Origin of the sequence: Janthinobacterium sp. PSPC1-1 (assembly GCF_049897625.1) — a bacterium.
Taxonomy (GTDB): domain Bacteria; phylum Pseudomonadota; class Gammaproteobacteria; order Burkholderiales; family Burkholderiaceae_D; genus Janthinobacterium; species Janthinobacterium tructae.
The window spans coordinates 203,590-224,190 of the sequence record NZ_JAFCWP010000007.1 but is presented as its reverse complement, the minus strand read 5'-3'; the positions used below and the strand labels follow the sequence as shown (position 1 = coordinate 224,190).

Sequence of the window (20,601 nt, the reverse complement as noted above, 5' to 3'; positions counted from 1 at the left end):
GGCTTTTTTACGCCGCTATGCGGCGGCACCGGGCCAGTGCTTGTGCAGCTCGGGGTCGGTGCGCAATTCCCACAGGGCCAGCACGACGACGGCGATGCCGACGAGCAACTCGTTCCACAGGACGACGCGCTGTTCGGCCAGCCGCAGTATCCACGGCGAGACGGCGACCCAGACGCCCACCAGCAGGTTGACGACGACGGCCCAGAAATAGGTCTTGTACAGGTCGAAGGCGGCCAGCACGGCGATCACCAGGCCTGAGGCAAAGGCGTTGAGCATCTGCGGTGAGCCTTCGGGATAGGAAAAGGCCCAGGGCGAAACGAGCAGCCACAGGCCCAGCAACAGGATCACTTGATCTTGCCAGCGTTTCAGTTTGAAATTGCTTGCCATATATCCTCCTTAGCCAGTCAGGGAACGGGCCGGAGCGGGCATGCAGCATGCCGACCGGCATACTGCGTTAGTGCGCTGCAGCGCGCGATAAGTTCCGCGCGCCTGGTGCTTATATTATGGCACTACGACAGATTCGGCGCCAGCCAGCGTTCCACGTCCTCGATGCTGGCGCCACGGCGCTTGGCCATGTCTTCCACCTGGTCCATGCCGATCTTGCCAACGACGAAGTATTTCGACTCCGGGTGGGCAAAATAGAAGCCGGAGACGGCCGCGCCGGGGAACATGGCATACGATTCCGTCAGCTGCATGCCGATGTCCTCGGCCTGCATGACCTCGAACATCTCTTTCTTGACCGTGTGCTCGGGGCAGGCGGGGTAGCCGGGCGCGGGGCGGATGCCGACATATTTTTCGCCGATCATGTCGTCATTGCTCAAGTGCTCTTCCGGCACATAACCCCACAAATCCTTGCGCACGCGCTCGTGCAGGTATTCGGAAAATGCCTCGGCCAGGCGGTCCGCCAAGGACTTCAACATGATGGACGAGTAATCGTCGTGCGCATCCTCGAAGCGCTTTTCGTATTTCTCGATACCCAGGCCGGACGTCACGGCGAACATGCCGATGTAATCCTTCACGCCCGATGCCTTCGGTGCAATGAAGTCGGCCAGGCACTGGTTCGGCCGCTGCACGCCGTCGACCACGGGTTTGACGCCCTGCTGGCGCATGCCGTAGTAGGTGAACGCCACGCTACTGCGCGTATCGTCCGTGTACACCTCGATATCGTCGTCATTGACGCTGTTGGCCGGCAGCAGGGACACGACGCCATTGGCCGTCAGCCAGCGTCCGTCGATGAGTTTTTTCAGCAGGGCCTGGCCTTCCGCATACACCTTGGTGGCCGCGTCGCCCACCACTTCATCCGTCAAAATGGCGGGGAAGGGGCCGGCCAGGTCCCAGGTCTGGAAGAACGGGCCCCAGTCGATATAGTTGGCCAGGGTGGCCAGGTCGACATTTTTAAACACGCGGCGGCCGATGAACTTTGGTTTCACGGGCGTGCAGGGGCCGTCGAAGGGCACGAGCATCTTGTTGGCACGCGCCTGCGCCAGCGGCAGGATGGGCAGCGCCTTCTTGTTGGCGTGCTGCTCGCGGATGCGCGCGTAGTCGAGTTCGATGTCTTGCACATACTTGTCGCGCTGTTCCGGCGTCAGCAGCGATTGCGCCACGGACACGGAACGCGAGGCGTCCGGCACGTAAATGACGGGGCCTTCGTAGTTGTGGGCGATTTTCACTGCCGTGTGGGCGCGGCTGGTGGTGGCGCCGCCGATCAGCAGGGGAATTTTCAGCATGCGGAAGTGTTCGTCGCGCTGCATTTCCTTGGCGACATAGGCCATTTCTTCCAGCGACGGCGTGATCAGGCCGGACAGGCCGATGATGTCCGCATTTTCCACCTTGGCGCGGGCCAGGATTTCCGAGCACGGCACCATGACGCCCATGTTGACTACTTCGAAGTTATTGCACTGCAAGACTACCGTGACGATGTTCTTGCCGATGTCATGCACGTCGCCTTTCACGGTCGCCATGATGATCTTGCCCTTCGGCTTGGCGACGATGCCCGTGCGTTTTTCTTCCAGCAGCTTTTCTTCCTCGATGTAGGGAATCAAATGGGCCACTGCCTGCTTCATCACGCGCGCCGATTTCACCACTTGCGGCAAGAACATCTTGCCTTGGCCAAACAGGTCGCCGACCACGTCCATGCCGGCCATCAGCGGGCCCTCGATCACGTGGATGGGACGCCCGCCATTGTGCAGCAGTTCCTGGCGCGCTTCTTCCGTGTCTTCCACGATGAATTGCGTGATGCCATGCACCAGCGCATGCGACAGCCGTGCCTGCACCGTGCCTTCGCGCCAGGCCAGGGTTTGCGCCTCGGCCTTGCCGCCCGCCTTCAGGGTGCCGGCGATCTCGATCATGCGCTCGGTGGAGTCTTCGCGGCGATTCAGCACCACGTCTTCCACGCGCTCGCGCAATTCCGGATCGAGGTTGTCGTACACGCCCACCATGCCCGCGTTGACGATGCCCATGGTCATGCCGGCCTTGATGGCGTGGTACAGGAAGACGGTGTGGATGGCTTCGCGGGCTGGATCGTTGCCGCGGAAACTGAACGACACGTTCGACACGCCGCCCGAAATCTTTGCGTACGGCAGGTTTTCCTTGATCCAGCGCGTGGCGTTGATGAAGTCGACGGCGTAATTATTGTGCTCTTCGATGCCGGTGGCGACGGCAAAGATGTTCGGGTCGAAAATGATGTCTTCCGGCGGGAAATCCAGCGCATCGATCAATAAATGATATGCGCGGGCGCAAATCTCGATCTTGCGCTCGAAGGTGTCGGCTTGCCCTTTCTCATCGAAGGCCATGACGATCACGGCCGCGCCATAGCGGCGGCACAGTTTCGCCTGGCGCAGGAATTCTGCCTCGCCTTCCTTCATCGAAATCGAGTTGACGATGGCCTTGCCCTGCACGCATTTCAGGCCCGCTTCGATGACCGACCATTTCGACGAATCGACCATGATGGGCACGCGCGAAATATCGGGTTCCGAGGCGATCAGGTTCAGGAAGCGCGTCATGGCCGCCAGCGAGTCGAGCATCGCTTCATCCATGTTGATGTCGATCACTTGCGCGCCGTTTTCCACTTGCTGGCGTGCCACGGACAGCGCTTCGTCGTATTGCTCGTTGAGAATCATGCGCGCGAACGCTTTCGAGCCCGTGACGTTGGTGCGCTCGCCCACGTTGACGAACAGTGACTCGTCATTGACGACGAACGGCTCCAGGCCGGCCAGGCGCAAGTCGTGCGATGGGGCCGGCACGCTGCGCGGCGTGTTTTTCGACAGCAATTCACCGATGGCGGCGATGTGCTCGGGCGTGGTGCCGCAGCAGCCGCCCGCCATGTTCAAGAAGCCCGCGTCGGCAAATTCGCGCAGCAGGGCGGACGTGTCGGCTGGCAACTCGTCAAAGCCCGTGTCGCTCATGGGGTTGGGCAAGCCCGCGTTCGGGTAAATGCAGACGAAGGTGTCGGCGATCTTGGCCAGTTCTTCCGCGTACGGGCGCATCAGGGCGGCGCCCAGCGCGCAGTTCAGGCCGATGGTCAGCGGTTTCGCGTGGCGCACGGAATTCCAGAAGGCGGGCACGGTCTGGCCCGACAGGATGCGTCCCGAGGCGTCCGTGACGGTGCCGGAAATCATCAAGGGCAGGCGCACGACGGTCGGATTTTGCTCGTAGAACAGGTCGATGGCGAACAGGGCCGCCTTGCAGTTCAAGGTATCGAAAATGGTTTCCACCAGCAGCACATCGGCGCCGCCTTCCACCAGGCCTTGCGTCTGCTGCAGGTAGGCGGCCACCAGCTGGTCGAAACTGACGTTGCGCGCGGCCGGGTCGTTCACGTCGGGCGAGATCGATGCCGTCTTCGGCGTGGGGCCCAGGGCGCCGGCGACGAAGCGCGGCTTGTCCGGGGTGGAATACTTGTCGCAGGCGGCGCGCGCCAGCTTGGCCGCCTGCACGTTCATTTCATAGGCCAGGTGGGCCATGTGGTAATCGTCCTGCGCGATCGTCGTGGCGCCGAAGGTATTCGTTTCGATCAGGTCGGCGCCGGCCGCCAGGTAGCGCTCGTGGATTTCCTGGATGATGTGCGGCTGGGTGAGCGTGAGCAGCTCATTGTTGCCTTTAACGAATAGTTCGCGCGCACCGCTGTCGGCCGGCGCGGCGAAATCGATGAAGCGGCCGGCGGGGCCGCCACGGTACGCTTCTTCGTCGAGCTTGTATTGCTGGATGATCGTGCCCATGGCGCCGTCGAGGATCATGATCCGCTGCGCCAGAATGGCGCGCAAGGTGGCTTCGGTCGGGGACATGGCGGGGATCACGGTATCGTTCATTTCATGCTTTCAATAGGCAAACGGGCGGCGGCGCGGCGACAGGACAGGTACGGGGCGGTTGCGGGCCAGCAGGATCAGCTGACGGAGAGTGCCAGCCGGGTAGGGCAGGCAGAAGGTGGCAATCGCCTGATTTCACCGGGTCTAAAATTATACGGCATCAGGCTGCTTTGGTTTTAAGCAAAAGCGGTGGCAGGCCAGTCTGCTGTGGTTCGAGCAACACAACGGCGCCACGGCCAGCGCTGCGGTAGCAACATCGCGGCCGCACCTGAAAATGCCATTCCTGAAAATCTTACTCAAAATGTTAATTCTTCCGCCAAGGTTGGCCGGAAGGTATGCCTTCTATGCTGTGGAAAAATTTCCACATTATTTGAATCCGCTCCGATTATTTTTCATGAATGGAATGGCAATAGCTGCAAAGGAAAATAATTGTGGTGTAAGGCAATGCAGAATGAGACCTGTAATTCTGAAAATAAAGTTTGCCAGATAGATATTTTAATTATTATCAAAACCAATTAAATCAAAAGCATTAATAGTTGTCTTATGGAATCGAATTAACCGATAATGTTGGTTCCTTGAAATTAAATTCTCACCAAAAGTCACCAATATGTCACATTTCTCTCGTGTCCTCCCCGGCATCGCGCTGCATCAGCAAGGATGCCAGCCATGAAAAACCATTTGCTTGTTGCATTGTTTCTCATGCTGGGCCTGTCCGCTTGCGGCGGCGGCGGGGGCGGTGGCGATACCATAGTGGCGACCACCTCGGGCAATCCCGTCGTGATTCCCGCCGTGACGGCAGTCTCGGCGGCGAATGTCGCCGTTGGTGGCAGCCTGGTGGTCACGGGCACGAATCTGAGCCGCGTGACGGCCTTCCAGGTGGGCGGCGTGACGCTCGCCACCAGCGCCGCCAGCGACACCAGCGTGACCCTGGCCATGCCGGGCGTGCCCGTGTCGGGCGCCTTGAGCCTGGTCAGTGCCAGTGGTACGGCGGCCACCAGCTATAACGTCAATGTGTACCTGCCATTGAGCGTGGGCAGCGTCGCGCCATTGACGGGCGGCGTCGGTTCCAGCGTGACGATCGCGGGCGGTGGCATGGGCGCCGTGACGGCGGTGCAGTTCGGCAATGGCGCGGCGGCGACGCCGCAAAGCCAGACGGCCGGCAGCGTGACCGTGGTGGTGCCCTTGGGTGCGGCAACGGGGGCGCTGACGGTGCGCGGTCCTTACAACGATGTCATCAGCAGCGATACGTACAAGGTCTTGGCGAGCGTGGCAGTGACGTCGATCACGTCGGCCGTCAACGGCGCGACCTTGTCGGTGACGGTGCAGGGCAGCAATCTTGACCAGGTCAGTTCGGCTTCGGTGGGCAATACGCCAGCCGTCATCGTCAGCGCCAGTGCCAGCCAACTGGTGTTGTCTGCACCAGGCTCGGCAACGGGCGATGTGATGCTGTCAGCCGCTGCGCGCATTGCCGTGAATGCAGGCACGGTGTCGGCCTTTACCCTGGGCAGCATTGATTTCTCGCAGGTACTGAACCTGAACGCCAGCAATACGGCCTTGCGCCTGACGCGCGGCAAGTCGGCCGCCGTGCGCGTGTCCGTGCTGGCCGCGCAAGCGGGCCAGGCCAGCCCGGCAGTGACCTTGGTTGCGACCGCCGCCAATGGCAGCAACCTGGGCAGCATCAGCATGAGCGGCCCATCGGTCTTGCCGACGGCGAAAAGCGATTACAGTTTCAACGGCAATTTTAGTGCCATCCTGCCCGCTGGCTGGATCTTGCCCGGCGTGCGCGTGCGCGTGACGGCCGTGGGCAATGACGGCGTGCAAGTGAGCCAGGAAGCGGCGCCCGTGGTGGCCAGCCTGGCCCGAATCCGCCTGGTACTCGTGCCCTTGAGCACCGATGATGGCGTGGCGCAACTGCCTGACGCCGAGGTGATCCGTGCTGCGCTGCTGCGTGTGTATCCATATGCGACGGAAAATATCAGCATCACCACGCGCGCTGCGCTGAGCATGCCAGGCAGCAGCACGGCCGACAGCTGGTGGAGCAACGCCCTGGGGGCGCTGGACGACCGGCGGGTGCAGGAAGATAGCGGCGCCTATTATTATGGTTTCGTGCCGAAAATGTCTGTCACCCGCGCCGCCGGCCTGGCCTACATCAACAACCGCAGCAGCGGCAGCGACAGCACCTCGGCGATCGGCCTGGACGCCAGCTTCGGCACCAGCGCGGCGTCCGATCCCTTCGGCAATGGCTGGCCTGAATGGCTGACCACGCTCGTGCATGAGCTGGGCCACAATCACTCGCTGCAGCACGTTGCGTGCGGCGGCGCGGCCGGCGCGGTCGCCGACTACCCGTATGCGAATGGCGAACTGGGCCCGCAACCGCTATACAACAGCAACTATGCGGGCAGCATCGGCCAGCTGAGCAAGGCAGTGTATGGCGGCACGCCGATGAAGGACGTGATGAGCTATTGCCGCGGCGCCTGGTTCTCCGACTACAGCTATGCGCGGGTGCAGCAATTCCTGGAAAAACGCAGCACGCAAATGACGGGCAGCAATGTGCTGGCCGCCAGCATGTCCGTGGCCGAAAATGGCTACCTGACCATTTCCGGTCGCATCACGCCGGCCGGCGTGGGGCTGCGTCCCGCCATTGTCTCGTCCACGCGTGTGGGCGCGGCGGCCAGCGGCAGCGGCCAGGCGTACACCCTGCGGGTTCTGACGGCAGCGGGAACGACTATTGACTTGCCTTTCGATGCCGTCACCGTGGCCGACCATGGCGACATCGCCATGCGCCACTTCCGCGTCAGTTTCGCCAACCCCGGCGATATCAGCGACGTGGAAGTATTGTCAAATGGTAAGCCATTGCCCCGGTTGGAGCGTTCGGCGCGCCACAGCAAGGCCGCCAACGATGGCAGCTTCGAGGTAACGCAAAGCGCTGGCAAGCTGGCGCTGGTCTGGGATGCCCAGGCGGAGCCGTATGCGGCCGTGCTGCACGTGGCAGCCGATGGCCGCAAGACGGTGGTCGCCAGCGGCTTGACCGGTGGCAATGCCAGTGTCGACGTGAGAGCCTTGCCTGCCGGCGGACGTTTCGAGGTCAGCCTGTCGTCGTCCGTGGGCGGACGTTTGATGAAGGTGCCGCGCCGCTAGGCAAGGGTGCTGGATGCAAAAAGGGCTTGCTGCGGCAAGCCCTTTTTTATGTGCGCAGGCATTGGTGCACAAACTGCACAGATCCTGTGCCTGGCGGAGGCTGCTACTTTTCATCCAGTCTGCCTAGAATGGGTCTTCATCCACTTGCGGAGCATCCCATGCCCATCCTGAACCTGCGTTTGTCCACCGCGCCCGATGCGCGCCAGTCGGCCGCCATCGCCGCCACCCTGAGCGCCCTGACGGCGCGGCTGCTGCACAAGGCGCCCGACTTGACGTCGGTGGCGATCAGCCATGTCGATGCGGCGCACTGGTTTGTCGGCGGACCCTCGCTGCAAGCCCAGGGCAAGGCCAGTTTTTTTCTCGATATCCTGATCAGCGATGAAACGAACACGGCAGCGGAAAAAGCCGCCTATATCGCCGCCGTGTTCGCCGCCATGCAGGAGTATCTCGGCGCCTTGCATGACGTCAGCTACATCCACGTGCATGACGCGCGCCAGGCGGCCTGGGGCTATGGCGGCTTGACGCAGCAGTTTCGCGCCGTGCGCAAGGCGCTGCAGCAGTCGTGATTAATCCCAATGGCGATCTTGATAGTGCTGCACAGCAAAATCGATGAAGACCCTGACCTTCGGCGACAGCTGGCGGCTGTGGGGATACAGTGCGTACAAGGTGCGCGGGCGCAAGGTGTAGCCGGGTAATATCTCGACCAGCTGTCCGCTGTGCAGCGCGTCGCGCACGATGAAGGCGGCCGCGCCGGCAATCCCCATGCCGCCCACGGCGGCTTCGCGCAGGGCGACACTGGTATTGGCTTGCAGGCTGCCGCGCACGGCCACCTTGTGCGTGGCGCCGTCACTATCCGTGAACAACCACTCCGCTGGCTTGTCGCCCGAGGTGTACATCAAGCAATTGTACTGCGTCAGGTCTTGTGGCGTGGCCGGATGGCCATGGCGGGCCAGGTAGGCGGGCGCAGCGATGGCCAGCGTGCGGCTGCTGGCCAACTGGCGCGCCACCAGGGTGGAATCGGGCAAGCCGCGCGCCAGTCGCAGCGCCACGTCGAATCCATCGTCGATCAGGTCGACGATGCGGTCATTACAGACGAGGTCGATGTGGATGTGCGGGTATTGGCGGCTGAAGGCGGGCAGCCAGGCGGCCAGTTCCAGGGTGCCGAAAGCCATCGGCGCATTGATGCGCAGGCTGCCGGACGGCTGCGCCTGGTGCCTGGCGACGGCGCGGTCGGCCGCATCGAGCGCGTCGAGAATGTCGCGGCTGGCCAGATAGTATTCCTGGCCGGCGGCCGTCAGGGCGAAGCGGCGCGTCGTGCGATTGAGCAACTGGGCGCCCAACTGGCTTTCCAGCTGGCGGATCTGGCGCGATACGATGGAGTGCGAGATGCCCAGCGCGGCGCCGGCGGCCGTGAAACTGCCCAGTTCCACGACGCGGCGCAGGGCGCGCAGGGCGGTTAGCTGGTCCATGGGGTGCTTGCCGTAAATCTAAACGAAGCGTTTGCCTTCCAGCGGGAAACCCTTGATGAATTCGGCGGCAGGCAGACGCTTGCCTCCCGGTTTTTGCAGTTCCGTCAGGCGCAGGGAGCCATCGCCGCAGGCTACGACGATACCGTGCTGAGCGTCGGCCGCCAGTACCTGGCCCGGCGCTTCCTTGCTGTCCGCTTCGATTACCTCGGCGGCCCAGATCTTGATGGTGACGCCATCGACCTGGCCGCAGGCGCCGGGAAACGGATTGAAGGCGCGGATTTTCAGGCCCAGTTCCAGCGCAGGCTGGCTAAAATCGAGCGCCGCCTCGTCCTTGGCGATTTTTGCCGCGTAGGTGACGCCTGCTTCCGGCTGCGGCACGGCTTCGAGCGGCTGCTGCTGCATCTTGCGCAGGGTTTCGACGATCATCTTGCCGCCCAGCGTGGCCAGCTTGTCGTGCAGGCTCGCGGTGGAATCGCCCGCTTCGATGGGCGTGCGCTCGATGGCCAGCATGGGGCCTGTATCGAGGCCTTCTTCCATTTGCATGATGGTCACGCCCGTTTCATCGTCACCGGCCTCGATGGCGCGGTGGATCGGCGCCGCACCGCGCCAGCGCGGCAGCAATGAACCGTGGATATTGATGCAAGGTTTGATATCGAGCGTGCTGCGCGGCAAGATCAAGCCGTAGGCCGCCACTACCATCACGTCGTAGTCGGTGGCCAGCAGGCGCTCGTGGGCTGCCTTTGCCTCGGCGGCGCGCTGCGGATCCTTGCTGTCCATGCGCAGGGACAAGGGTTGCAGCACTTCGATGCCGTGTTCCTGCGCATATTGCTTGACGGCCGAGGCGTGCAGTTGCATGCCGCGTCCGGCCGGGCGGTCGGGCTGGGTCAGCACCAGCGGAATGTCGAAGCCCGCTTCGTGCAAGTCTTTCAGGGCCGTGGCGGCGAATTCAGGCGTGCCTGCGAAGATCACTTTCATATGGTTCCTTGACGTGAGGTGCGCAGGCCCGCGCCGGAGGCGCCAGGCTGGCATGGTGGAACGGCTACTGTTGCTGCTTAGTCTATCAGCAGTACTGCAAAAACTCCTTTAACACCTTACAAAACCGTAGCGAGCGGAAGCGAATTGTGGCTGAGAAGCGGAACTGTGCTGGGCACGGGGCCGCCGAGGCAGAGAGCATCGCAGGCCGCAAGTCGCGACGCGCAGTAGGTTTGGTCAGGTGTTAGAAGCGGCGGTTCTGAGCGCGCAGACTCGCTTCGCGCTCGAGACCACGGACTTCCTTGATCATCTTGGCCTTGATGCGGTTGCGCTTGAGCGGCGACAGGTATTCGACGAATACCTTGCCCAGCAAATGATCCATCTCATGCTGGATGCAGACGGCCAGCAAGCCATCGGCTTCCAGTTCGAACTGCTTGCCGTGACGGTCCAAGGCGCGCACCTTGATGCGGGCCGGACGCTCGACGCCATCGTACACGCCAGGCACGGACAAACAGCCTTCGTCGTAGACCTGCTTTTCTTCGCTGGCCCAGGTGATCTCCGGGTTGATGAACACTTGCAGCTGGTTTTTCTCTTCGGTGATGTCGATCACCATCATCTGGATATGCGCGTCCACTTGCGACGCGGCCAGGCCGACGCCAGGGGCGTCGTACATGGTTTCGGCCATGTCGTCGATCAGGGTTTGCAGGTGCTCGCCAAATTCGGTGACGGGCTTGGCGATCGTGTGCAGGCGAGGATCGGGGTAACGCAGGATATTTAATATGGACATACGGATTCGACTGGTTAAGGTGGGCGCCGGTGCGCCGGATTATTCATGCCTGGGCCATGCGAACGATGGCAGGGCTATTTTATTTGAGTACGCTACGGTTGGGCGCGTATGGCGCAACGGCGCGGCAGATGCGTTTGCCAGTGCGCTATTCGTTTGCTGCAAAGGGAAATTTTATCACAGACGCCCATGGCGCTGTGGATGCGGGGCCGTTTTGCGGCGCCATTGCACGCATCCTTGCGCGCGTCGGTATCGCGCGCCTGCCAGGGCGCTAGCATGGGAGGGCACAGTACACAGTGAGGTTGTCATGCATGCAATTGCAACAACGGCAGACACGGCCACGGAACTGGCGGGCTGGCTGCGCCTGCAGCATCTGCCCGGCGTGGGGCCGGTGGCGGCGCGCGCCTTGCTGGCCCGCTTCGGCTTGCCGCCGAAAATCTTTGCCGCACCGTTCGATGCCTTGCGCGAGGTGGTGCCGGCCAGCGTGGCGCGTGCCATCGTGCAACCGCCCAAACCGGTGGCCAACAGCCAGCTGGCGCTTACCCTGCAGTGGCTGCAGCGCCCCGGCAATGCCGTGCTGACCCTGGCAGACGCCGCGTATCCGCCGCTGTTGCTGGAAATCGCCGATCCGCCGCTGTTGTTATATGTACGGGGGCGGGCGGAACTGCTGTCGCGTCCTGGCGTGGCCATCATTGGCAGCCGCAATGCCAGCGCACAGGGCATGCAGAATGCGGCCGCTTTTGCGCACGCCCTCAGCGCGGCGGGCTTGACCATCATTTCCGGGCTGGCGCTGGGCATCGACACGCATGCGCACGAGGGCGGCTTGCGCGGCGCGGGCGCCACCGTGGCCGTGATCGGCACGGGCGCCGATTTGGTGTATCCGCGACGCAACCTTGATCTGGCGCAAAGAATTGCCGAACAAGGCTGCATCGTCAGCGAGTACGCGCTGGGCTTGCCGGCCATGCCAGGTAACTTTCCGCGTCGCAATCGGCTGATCAGCGGTCTGGCGCGCGGCGTGCTGGTGATCGAGGCGGCGGCGCAATCGGGTTCATTGATTACGGCGCGCCTGGCCGGCGAGCAGGGGCGCGATGTGTATGCCTTGCCCGGTTCCATCCATGCCACCCTGGCCAAGGGTTGCCATGCGCTCATCAAGCAGGGCGCCAAGCTGGTCGAGTCGGCCGATGACGTGCTGCAAGAGTTGCAGTGGCTGGGCGGCGTTCCCCTCGTGCCGCCAGCGGTGGCAGACGAGACGCCGCTGCTGGCCGCACTGGGCCACGATCCCCTCGATGCCGATACCCTGGCCGCGCGCAGCGGCCTGGCCATGGGCGTGCTGATGGGCGAGTTGCTGGCGCTGGAGCTGGCGGGGCTGCTTGAACGCTTGCCGGGAGGACTGTTTCAACGCTGCAAATGACAGCTAGGCACTTGTGTGGCGGCCTTGCCGCACGGGCGCGCTTTGTCGGTGCGCACCCTTGTGTCGCAGCGAACTTAGCTGATAGAGTAGAGCCATGTTCGATATCCTGGTGTACCTCTACGAGACTTACTATCGCCCCGACGCCTGCCCCGAGCCGGCCGTCCTGGCGCGCAAACTGTCGGCCGTCGGTTTCGACGACGTGGAGATTTCCGAAGCGCTTGTCTGGCTGACGGACTTGAACGCCATGGCCGGTGTCGAGCAAACCCTGACGGCCAGTTCCACGGGCACGCGCTTCTATGTGCAGCAGGAAAGCGACGTGCTGGGCACGGCCGCCATCGGTTTCATCCAGTTCCTGGAAAGCGCCAAGGTGCTCTCGCCGCTGCAGCGTGAAATCGTCATCGAACGGGCGCTGGCGCTCGACGAGGCGCCCGTTTCGCTGGGCAAGCTGAAAGTCATCGTGCTGATGCTGCTGTGGAGCCAGGGCAAGGAACCGGATGCCCTGATGTTCGACGATCTGTTTGTCGACGACGAAGACCTGCCTCCCCGCCTATTGCACTAATAAAAATGTCCATGGCGGCGTTACAGCGTCTTGCCGTACTGGCGTACTGTCTGCGACGCTGCGCCTTGCCCTGAACATTTTTATGCTGTCTTGCGGCTGCCACTGCAGCCGTTGGGCCCGATCCTGGCGCCGCTGCCGCGCCATCCCCTTTAAGATGCCCTGCACCGGCGCGCACGCCAGCCCATTGTGTTTGCGCTGGCGCATTCTTGCTTGCAGATAACTTGCCGAATTCTTCAATAGGCGCTTATCATTGGCCGCTTGACAAGACCACAAGTCACAAGGCCTTGCGCAGACAAAAGCGTCGGCGCCTGGCAATGCACTGTATGATGCGCATGCTGAAACTATCCTAGAGCATTTTTCGAGACCACAAAATATGACAAAAACCCTCATCATCGCCGAGAAGCCTTCTGTCGCGAACGATATCGCGAAGACGCTTGGCGGCTTCACCAAGCACGATGAGTACTTTGAATCGGATGAATACGTCCTGTCGTCGGCGGTCGGCCACTTGCTGGAGATCGCCGTACCGGAAGAATTCGACGTGAAGCGCGGCAAATGGAGTTTCGCGCACTTGCCGATGATTCCACCGTATTTCGCGCTGAACCCGATCGCCAAGACGGAAGCGCGCCTCAAAGTATTAAACAAGCTGATCAAACGTAAAGACGTTACCACCCTCATCAACGCATGCGATGCGGGGCGCGAAGGCGAGCTGATTTTCCGCCTGATCGCGCAAAACGCCAAGGCCAAACAACCGGTCAAGCGCCTGTGGCTGCAGTCGATGACGCCGGGCGCCATCCGCGACGGTTTCTCGCACCTGCGCAGCGATGAAGAAATGCTGCCGCTGGCCGACGCGGCCCGCTGCCGTTCGGAAGCCGATTGGTTGATCGGTATCAATGGCACGCGTGCCATGACGGCGTTCAATTCGAAAGAGGGCGGCTTCTATCTGACCACCGTGGGCCGCGTGCAGACGCCAACGCTCTCCATCGTCGTTGAACGCGAAGACAAGATTAAAAAATTCGTGCCGCGCGACTTCTGGGAAGTGCGCGCCGAATTCGTCTGCGCGGCCGGTATCTATGAAGGCCGCTGGCTCGACACGAAGTTCAAGAAAGACGAGAACGACCCCGAGAAGCGCGCCGAGCGCCTGTGGAGCAAGACGGCTGCCGACTCGATCGCCACCGCTTGCCGCGGCCGCCAGGGCATCGTCACGGAAGAATCGAAACCGACCACCTCGATGGCGCCGGGCCTGTTCGACCTGACCAGCCTGCAGCGCGAAGCCAACTCGCGTTTCGGCTTCTCGGCCAAGAACACCCTGGGCCTGGCCCAGGCGCTGTATGAAAAGCACAAGGTGCTGACGTATCCGCGTACCGATTCGCGCCACCTGCCGGAAGACTACATGCCGACCGTGCTGCAGGCGCTGGAAACGGTCAAGGAAAACAGCAACTACCACCAGTTCGCCAAGCAGATCATCGACAAGGGCTGGGTCAAGCCGAACAAGCGCATCTTCGACAATACCAAGATCTCGGATCACTTCGCGATCATCCCGACGACGATCGCGCCAAAGAATTTGTCCGAGCCGGAACAAAAATTGTACGACCTGGTCACGCGCCGCTTCATGGCCGTGTTCTTCCCGCCTGCGGAATTCCAGGTCACCACGCGCTACACGGAAGTGTCCGGCCATCAGTTCAAGACTGAAGGCAAGGTCATGACCAATCCGGGCTGGCTGGCCATCTACGGCAAGGAAGCGTCGACGGACGCCGACAAGGAAAGCAATGGCAACGGCAACCTGGTGCCAGTGGCCAAGGGCGAGAAAGTGCAGACGGAAAGCGTCAACGCCAACGGCCTGGTAACGAAACCGCCCGCGCGCTTCACGGAAGCGACATTGCTGTCGGCCATGGAAGGCGCCGGCAAGCTGATCGACGACGACGAGCTGCGCGATGCGATGGCTGGCAAGGGTCTTGGAACCCCGGCAACGCGCGCAGCCACCATCGAGGGCTTGCTGACAGAACGCTATCTGATCCGCGAAGGCCGGGAACTGATCCCGACGGCCAAGGCCTCGCAGCTGATGACTTTGCTCAAAGGCCTGGGCGTCAATGAATTGACGGCGCCGGAGCTGACGGGCGAGTGGGAATACAAGCTGTCGCAGATGGAAAAAGGCAAGATTTCGCGTGAAGAATTCATGCGTGAAATCGCGCAGATGACGCAAATCATCGTCAAGCGCGCCAAGGAATACGACAACGACACCATTCCCGGCGATTACGCCACCCTGGAAACGCCCTGCCCGAATTGCAGCGGCGTGGTGAAGGAAAACTACCGTCGTTTCGCCTGCACCAAGTGCGAATTCTCGATGAGCAAGACGCCGGGTTCGCGCCAGTTCGAAATCGCCGAAGTGGAGCAATTGCTGAAGGACCGCACCATCGGCCCGCTGCAAGGTTTCCGCTCGAAGATGGGCCGTCCGTTCGCCGCCATCCTGCGCATCGTGCGCGATGAAGAGATCAAGAATTTCAAGCTGGAATTCGATTTCGGCCAGAACGACGAAAGCGAAGATGGCGAAGGCGTCGATTTCACGGGCCAGACGCCCGTGGGACCTTGCCCCAAGTGCAACGCCGGCGTGTATGAAATGGGCCTGGCCTATGTGTGCGAACACAGCATGGCCAAGCCGAAGACGTGCGATTTCCGCAGCGGCCGTATCATCTTGCAGCAGGAAATCTTGCCGGAACAAATGGCGAAACTGCTCAATGATGGCAAGACGGACTTGCTGCCGGGCTTTGTATCGCAGCGTACCCGTCGCCCGTTCAAGGCTTTCCTCGTACGCGGCAAGGATGGCAAGGTGAGCTTCGAGTTTGAAGAGCGCAAGGCCAAGCCGGGCGCCAAGCCCAAGGCGGCAGCGACCGAGGTCGAAGGCGAAGAGGGCGCAGTGCCAGCGAAGAAAACGGCCGTCAAGAAGGCTGCCGTGAAGAAAGCGCCAGCGAAGAAAGCTGCGGCCGTGAAAAAGCCAGCCGCCAAAAAAGCGCCAGTGAAGAAAGCGGCAGTGGCCGAGTAATCGGGCGCCAGCCAAAAAAAAGCCAGGGATGTCCCTGGCTTTTTTACGTCCCGATTTTAGTTGGCTCTTAGTCCAGGTAATCGGAATACTCGCGCTGCGCGTAGTTTTGCAAATTCGCCCACGGCTGCGCCTTGCTGACGGTCGCTTGCAGCTTGACGTCGACCCGGCGATAGAAGGTATTTGCGCGGTCGCCGCTTTCGATGACCCGCGGAATCTGTTTTTGCTCATCCCACAGGATGCGCTGGAACACGCCATTCTTTTCCACTTCGCGCCAGCGCGCACCCGTCACGTTCGATGCCTGTTTCGACAGTGGCATGGCGGTGACCAGTTTCGGGTCCAGCAGATAAAAACTGTTTTCCCAGGAACCGTCGAAATTCACGTTTTCGTACTCGGCCTTGGGGATGGAGACGACGATCTTGTCGTGTGCATCGATGTATTCCACTCGCACTGTGTTCTTTTCCAGCATCACGTGGCGGGGTATCAGCACAGGATTGAAGTGTTTGTGTTCATGCTGCGTGGCCTTCAGCGCCACTTTGGTGTTGTCGCCATGCTTGTGGCCGGCATGCGCGTCGGTCGCTGGCGCCAGCACGCGCTCGACCCACACGTGGCCGGGGCGGCGCAGCATTTTTTCTTCGTAGCGGCTTTCGCGCGTTACGCCTTCCGGCGTCAGCACGCGGCTGTAATAGGTGATGCCCAGGTCCAGGTCGGCGGGAGCGGAAGGGGGTGCCGGAGCGGCTTGCGCGCTGGCGGCAAAGCCGGCGGCCAGGAGGACGGCGATCAGGGTCGATTTCATGGTGTTGCCTTTATCGTGCAAAGGGGGCGGAGGGCAAACTGCCATCCGCCCCGGTGGGGTTACCGTGTTGATGCAGATCAGAAGCCGAATGCCGCCTTCAGCAAGTCAAACACCTTGGTGTTATCCAGCGTGCCCTTGAAGGCCTTGGCGCCAGCGCCCGTGGCCAGCAGCTTGACGTCGCCGCCGCCGTGGGTTTCGCTGGCCAGGCGCACGCCTGTTTCTTGCAGGTAGTTGTCGGACAGGGCCGTGGCGCTGTCGACGTTGGTGCGCAGGTCAGGGCGGTTCGGGCCGTTGCCAAACACCAGGGTGGTGTAGGTATTGCCGTCTTCATCCTTGCTTGGCTGGTTATCCTTGTAGCCGCGGTTGATGTCGAGGATAGGATTGCCGCGCTTGCCGTAGCCGTTGAACGCCAGGGTGTGGTCGTGGTCGGCCGTGACGACGATCAGGGTATTTTCCAGCTTCGGATCGGTTTCCCTGACCTTGTCGATGGCCGCCTTGATGGCGTCGTCGAAGGCGATGGTGTCGACCAGCGCGCGCTTGGCATTGATGCCGTGCAAGGCGTGGTCGATGCGGCCGCCTTCGACCATCAGGAAGTAGCCAGCGCTGTTTTTCGACAGCAGGTCGATGGCTTTCAGCGTCATTTCCGACAGGCTAGGCTGGTTGGCGCCGTCGGCCGATGGCTTGGACGAGGTGCGGTCCAGTTCATAGTCGAGGTGGCTCTTCGCGCTGTACAGGCCGATGAACTTCTTGTTGCTCGGCGCGGCAGCCATTTCTGTCTTGTTGGCGGCCACGGTGTAGCCCTTGGCCGCGAATTCGGCCAGCAGGTCGCGGCCATCGGCGCGGCCGGCCTTGTTGCTGGCGGACCATGGCGTGAAGTGGTTGCGTCCGCCACCCATCAGCACGTCCACGCCGTCGCCCAGGGCCGTGTTGTAGCCGGCGCCGCCTGGCGCCGTTTGCGCGGCGATCGCGTATTGCGCATTGCGGTTGCAGATGTGCGAGAAGGTCGTTGCCGGCGTGGCGTGCGTCAATTCCGTGGTGGTGATGGCGCCCACGGCCTTGCCCTTGGCTTTTGCCAGTTCCAGGATGGTCGGCACGCTCTTGCCGCCGGCCGGGCAGTTGTCCACGCCCAGGTTGCCGTTGGCGTCGCGGCCGGGTTCCTTGGCGATGGTCTCCTGCGCCATCGAGATGACTTCATTGTTCATCTTGACGCCGGTCATGTAGGCGGCCATCGATGGGGCGCTGTCCGTCGTTTGCGCATCGTTCGAGAACGTCTTGATGCGCGCCGTGCGTTCCAGCTTGTCCATGTTCAGGCTGCCCTCTTCCTTGTACTTGAAGATGCGCGCCGCCGTCACGACGGAGGGGCCCATGCCGTCGCCCAGGAAGAAGATGACGTTCTTGGCGTCGGCGGCGTAGGCGCTGGCGACACTGGCGGCCACGAGCGTGGTCAGCAAGGAGAGTTTCAGGGCCGATTTCAGTGCGGCGGGTTTCGATGCAAGTTTCATGTGCTTGTCCAATTCTTGTCTCTTGGGGATTACAGACCGCCGGCGGTCTTGACCAGGCCGAATACTGTGGTGTTGTCGATGGTGCCCAGGAAGGTTTCCGAACCCTTGCCGATGGCGCCCAGGAAGACGTCGGTGCCGCCGTGGGTTTCATTGCCGACCGCAGTGCGGATCACCGCTTCCTGGTGGTAAGTATTGGCGCTGGTGACGGTTTCATCGAGGCTGGCCATGGCGGCGCGGCTCGATTGCGTGCGCTTTTCGCCATTGCCGAAGCCGATGATCGAGTACGGTGCGCCGTCCAGATCTTTCTCGACCGCGCCGGTGACGTAGTTCTTCACCACGCCCAGCACGCCAGCGTTGCCGGCAGCCGTCTTGCCCGTGCGCTTGGCGTAGCCGTTCAGCACCAGGGTGTGGTCATGGTCGGCCGTGACGACGATCAGGGTATTGGCCAGGGTCGGATCGGTGAGCTTGGCTTTTTCGATGGCGGCCTTGATGGCGTTGTCAAAAGCAACCGTGTCTTGCAGGGCCTTCTTGGCCGTCGTTTCGTGCAGCGCATGGTCGATGCGGCCGCCTTCGACCATCAGGAAATAACCCTTCTTGTTCTTGGCCAATACATCCATGGCCTTGGTGGTCATTTCCGCCAGGCTAGGTTCCTTGGCCGCATCGCGGTCCAGGTCGTAGCTCATGTGGCTGGAGGTAAATACGCCGAACAGGCGATCCGTCTTGGCCGCATCGACAGCCTTGAAGTCGGTGGCGTTGTTGGCGATGGTGTAGCTCTTCGCTTTCAGCTCGGCCACCAGGTCGCGATCGTCGGAACGCTTGCCGCCGTTCTTGAATGGCGTAAAGAATTGCGCGCCGCCGCCGAGCACCACTTCCAGACCGGTGGTGCCCAGGGCGCTGTTGTAGCCCGTGCCGCCTGGTACGAGGGCTGCGGCGATATCGTTTTCCAGGTCGCGGTGGCAGATGTGCGAGTAGGTCGCCGCCGGCGTGGCGTGCGTCACGCGCGCCGTGCTGACGACGCCGGCCGCGTAGCCCTTGGCCTTGGCCAGTTCCAGCAAGGTGGTGGCGGGCGTGCCGTTGCCGGTGCCGCATTTGTTGACCAGCTTGTTGCCGTTGGCATCCTTGCCCGGATCGATGGCGAGCGTGTTGGCCGACATGGAAATGACTTCATTGTTCATCTTGACGCCGGTCATGTAGGCAGCCATCGATGGCGCGCTGTCAGTGACTTGCGCGTCGTTCGAGAAGGTCTTGACGAAGGCCGTTTCCGGCAAGGTGTCCATGGTCAGTGCGCCTTCTTCGCCTACCGAGTAGATGCGCGCCGCCGTCATGGTGGTCAGGCCCATGCCATCGCCGAGGAAGAAGATGACGTTTTTCGGCGGTGCTTCGGCCACTACCTCTTCTTTTTTGGCGTCGCTGCCGCAGGCGGCCAGCATCAGGGTGATGGCGACGCTGCAGCCAGCGACGGAAATTTTTCTGCGTGTCATGTGGTTCATCCGGCTAGGTTTGAAAGAGCTAGCAAGATAACAATTCAATGTGACATCCTCATGACGCCGTGACACCTTTTGTGACGCCGCTACGTGGCAGCCTGTGGTGTGGCTTTAGCGCACGTCCTCGGTGGAAAAATACAGCGTAGCGTGCCTGCCATCGTTAGATTGCATCGAAATATGCAACAAACTATTGCATTTTATTGGGTTTTTCTACCGAATCAAGCAACGTAAGATGCATACATCCCAATCATCTTGTAAAGGCGCATCATGTTCTCCAAATCTATCAGCAGCGTTCTTGTTTCCACCCTGTTTGCCGCCGGCGCCGCCTCGGCCGCCGCCAGCGCACCCCTGACCCTGGAAGTGTTCAACCCGGGCGAAGCGGCCATCTTCCCCGTCGCTTCCGTACTGGTCGCAGGCAAGCATGACGCCGTGCTGATCGATGCACAGTTTTCGCGCGCCGAAGCGCAAAAGCTGGTGGAAAAGATCCGCGCCAGCGGCAAGAAACTGACGACGGTGTACATCAGCCACAGCGATCCCGATTTTTACTTTGGCCTCGACGTGATCAAGGCAGCTTTTCCGCAGGCAAAAATCGTCGCCACGCCGGACACCGTGGCCGAGATCCGCCGCAAGGCTGACGCCAAGGTCGCCTACTGGGGCCCGATTCTGAAAGACAACGCACCGCACGGCATCGTCATTCCCGAAGCGTTGACGGGCAAGCGCATCAGCCTGGAAGGCCAGTCGCTCGATATCGCCGGCCCGACGCCTTCGCGCACCTATGTATGGATCCCGTCGATCAAGGCCGTCGTCGGCGGCGTGGTGCTGTTTGGCAACCTGCACGTCTGGACGGCCGATACGCAAAGCCTGCAATCGCGCCAGGATTGGCTCAAGACCCTGGACGGCATTGCCGCTTTGAAACCTGTGACCGTCGTGCCCGGCCACTTCAAGGTGGGTTCGCCCCTGACGCCCGACAGCATCAGTTTTACGCGTGACTACCTGGTGACGTTTGAAGCTGAAACGGCCAAGGCCGCCAATTCTGCCGCCCTGATCGAGGCCATGAAAATGCGCTATCCGAAGCTGGGCCTCGACGGCGCCCTGGAAACGAGCGCCAAGGTGGCAAAAGGCGAAATGAAATGGTAAACAGCAACAATGAG

General features: G+C 61.7%; 14 protein-coding genes. 6 read left to right on the top strand and 8 right to left on the bottom strand.

Going from position 1 to position 20,601, the window contains the following annotated elements; genetic code table 11:
• Window positions 1–15: 15 nt before the first annotated feature.
• Both ACP7EG_RS21880 and metH read right to left on the bottom strand, forming a co-directional pair.
• Window positions 16–387: an SPW repeat protein gene (locus ACP7EG_RS21880; RefSeq protein WP_426089274.1), complete on the bottom strand. Its 372-nt coding sequence runs from the start codon at window positions 385–387 to the stop codon at window positions 16–18.
• Between the two features lie 122 nt (window positions 388–509).
• Window positions 510–4,304, bottom strand: a complete 3,795-nt coding sequence (metH, locus tag ACP7EG_RS21875; RefSeq protein ID WP_426089273.1) for a methionine synthase — start codon at window positions 4,302–4,304, stop codon at window positions 510–512.
• A 663-nt stretch (window positions 4,305–4,967) separates the two neighbouring features.
• Between metH and ACP7EG_RS21870 the strand changes: the two genes are divergently transcribed.
• Window positions 4,968–7,439 carry an IPT/TIG domain-containing protein gene (locus ACP7EG_RS21870; protein WP_426089272.1) on the top strand — a complete coding sequence of 824 codons (2,472 nt, stop codon included), beginning with the start codon at window positions 4,968–4,970 and terminating at the stop codon, window positions 7,437–7,439.
• Between the two features lie 158 nt (window positions 7,440–7,597).
• Window positions 7,598–8,005 carry a tautomerase family protein gene (locus tag ACP7EG_RS21865; protein ID WP_426089271.1) on the top strand — a complete coding sequence of 136 codons (408 nt, stop codon included), beginning with the start codon at window positions 7,598–7,600 and terminating at the stop codon, window positions 8,003–8,005.
• Here the strand turns inward: ACP7EG_RS21865 and ACP7EG_RS21860 are convergent, their stop codons facing one another.
• The 3 genes from ACP7EG_RS21860 to def all read right to left on the bottom strand — a co-directional run bounded on the left by ACP7EG_RS21860 (window position 8,006) and on the right by def (window position 10,667).
• Entirely contained in the window at window positions 8,006–8,908 is a 903-nt protein-coding gene (locus tag ACP7EG_RS21860) for a LysR family transcriptional regulator (protein ID WP_426089270.1), read from the bottom strand.
• 18 nt (window positions 8,909–8,926) lie between these two features.
• Window positions 8,927–9,883: a methionyl-tRNA formyltransferase gene (fmt, locus tag ACP7EG_RS21855; RefSeq protein WP_426089269.1), complete on the bottom strand. Its 957-nt coding sequence runs from the start codon at window positions 9,881–9,883 to the stop codon at window positions 8,927–8,929.
• A 241-nt stretch (window positions 9,884–10,124) separates the two neighbouring features.
• Window positions 10,125–10,667 (bottom strand): peptide deformylase, encoded by a 543-nt coding sequence (gene def, locus ACP7EG_RS21850; RefSeq protein WP_426089268.1) that lies wholly within the window; start codon window positions 10,665–10,667, stop codon window positions 10,125–10,127.
• A 304-nt stretch (window positions 10,668–10,971) separates the two neighbouring features.
• Between def and dprA the strand changes: the two genes are divergently transcribed.
• The 3 genes from dprA (at window position 10,972) to ACP7EG_RS21835 (ending at window position 15,671) form a co-directional block, all read left to right on the top strand.
• Entirely contained in the window at window positions 10,972–12,075 is a 1,104-nt protein-coding gene (gene dprA, locus ACP7EG_RS21845; protein ID WP_426089267.1) for a DNA-processing protein DprA, read from the top strand.
• A gap of 94 nt (window positions 12,076–12,169) precedes the next feature.
• Window positions 12,170–12,634: a DUF494 family protein gene (locus ACP7EG_RS21840; protein ID WP_034749287.1), complete on the top strand. Its 465-nt coding sequence runs from the start codon at window positions 12,170–12,172 to the stop codon at window positions 12,632–12,634.
• A 373-nt stretch (window positions 12,635–13,007) separates the two neighbouring features.
• Window positions 13,008–15,671 (top strand): DNA topoisomerase III, encoded by a 2,664-nt coding sequence (locus tag ACP7EG_RS21835; RefSeq protein WP_426089266.1) that lies wholly within the window; start codon window positions 13,008–13,010, stop codon window positions 15,669–15,671.
• 67 nt (window positions 15,672–15,738) lie between these two features.
• Here the strand turns inward: ACP7EG_RS21835 and ACP7EG_RS21830 are convergent, their stop codons facing one another.
• The 3 genes from ACP7EG_RS21830 to ACP7EG_RS21820 all read right to left on the bottom strand — a co-directional run bounded on the left by ACP7EG_RS21830 (window position 15,739) and on the right by ACP7EG_RS21820 (window position 19,447).
• Window positions 15,739–16,464 carry a hypothetical protein gene (locus tag ACP7EG_RS21830; RefSeq protein WP_426089265.1) on the bottom strand — a complete coding sequence of 242 codons (726 nt, stop codon included), beginning with the start codon at window positions 16,462–16,464 and terminating at the stop codon, window positions 15,739–15,741.
• 77 nt (window positions 16,465–16,541) lie between these two features.
• Entirely contained in the window at window positions 16,542–17,966 is a 1,425-nt protein-coding gene (locus ACP7EG_RS21825) for an alkaline phosphatase (RefSeq protein ID WP_426089264.1), read from the bottom strand.
• Window positions 17,967–17,995: 29 nt separating this feature from the next.
• On the bottom strand, window positions 17,996–19,447 hold the full coding sequence (locus ACP7EG_RS21820) for an alkaline phosphatase (RefSeq protein WP_426089263.1): 1,452 nt from the start codon (window positions 19,445–19,447) through the stop codon (window positions 17,996–17,998).
• 270 nt (window positions 19,448–19,717) lie between these two features.
• On the opposite strand from ACP7EG_RS21820, the gene ACP7EG_RS21815 reads away from it, so the two are divergent.
• Window positions 19,718–20,587 (top strand): MBL fold metallo-hydrolase, encoded by an 870-nt coding sequence (locus tag ACP7EG_RS21815; RefSeq protein ID WP_426089262.1) that lies wholly within the window; start codon window positions 19,718–19,720, stop codon window positions 20,585–20,587.
• Window positions 20,588–20,601 lie beyond the last annotated feature (14 nt).

Coding starts and splice junctions, on each gene's coding strand:
- def (WP_426089268.1), bottom strand. CDS start 10,667: ATGTCCATATTAAATATCCTGCGTTACCCCGATCCTCGCCTGCACACG.
- ACP7EG_RS21880 (WP_426089274.1), bottom strand. CDS start 387: ATGGCAAGCAATTTCAAACTGAAACGCTGGCAAGATCAAGTGATCCTG.
- ACP7EG_RS21870 (WP_426089272.1), top strand. CDS start 4,968: ATGAAAAACCATTTGCTTGTTGCATTGTTTCTCATGCTGGGCCTGTCC.
- metH (WP_426089273.1), bottom strand. CDS start 4,304: ATGAACGATACCGTGATCCCCGCCATGTCCCCGACCGAAGCCACCTTG.
- fmt (WP_426089269.1), bottom strand. CDS start 9,883: ATGAAAGTGATCTTCGCAGGCACGCCTGAATTCGCCGCCACGGCCCTG.
- ACP7EG_RS21860 (WP_426089270.1), bottom strand. CDS start 8,908: ATGGACCAGCTAACCGCCCTGCGCGCCCTGCGCCGCGTCGTGGAACTG.
- ACP7EG_RS21840 (WP_034749287.1), top strand. CDS start 12,170: ATGTTCGATATCCTGGTGTACCTCTACGAGACTTACTATCGCCCCGAC.
- ACP7EG_RS21835 (WP_426089266.1), top strand. CDS start 13,008: ATGACAAAAACCCTCATCATCGCCGAGAAGCCTTCTGTCGCGAACGAT.
- ACP7EG_RS21815 (WP_426089262.1), top strand. CDS start 19,718: ATGTTCTCCAAATCTATCAGCAGCGTTCTTGTTTCCACCCTGTTTGCC.
- ACP7EG_RS21825 (WP_426089264.1), bottom strand. CDS start 17,966: ATGAAACTTGCATCGAAACCCGCCGCACTGAAATCGGCCCTGAAACTC.
- ACP7EG_RS21865 (WP_426089271.1), top strand. CDS start 7,598: ATGCCCATCCTGAACCTGCGTTTGTCCACCGCGCCCGATGCGCGCCAG.
- ACP7EG_RS21820 (WP_426089263.1), bottom strand. CDS start 19,447: ATGACACGCAGAAAAATTTCCGTCGCTGGCTGCAGCGTCGCCATCACC.
- dprA (WP_426089267.1), top strand. CDS start 10,972: ATGCATGCAATTGCAACAACGGCAGACACGGCCACGGAACTGGCGGGC.
- ACP7EG_RS21830 (WP_426089265.1), bottom strand. CDS start 16,464: ATGAAATCGACCCTGATCGCCGTCCTCCTGGCCGCCGGCTTTGCCGCC.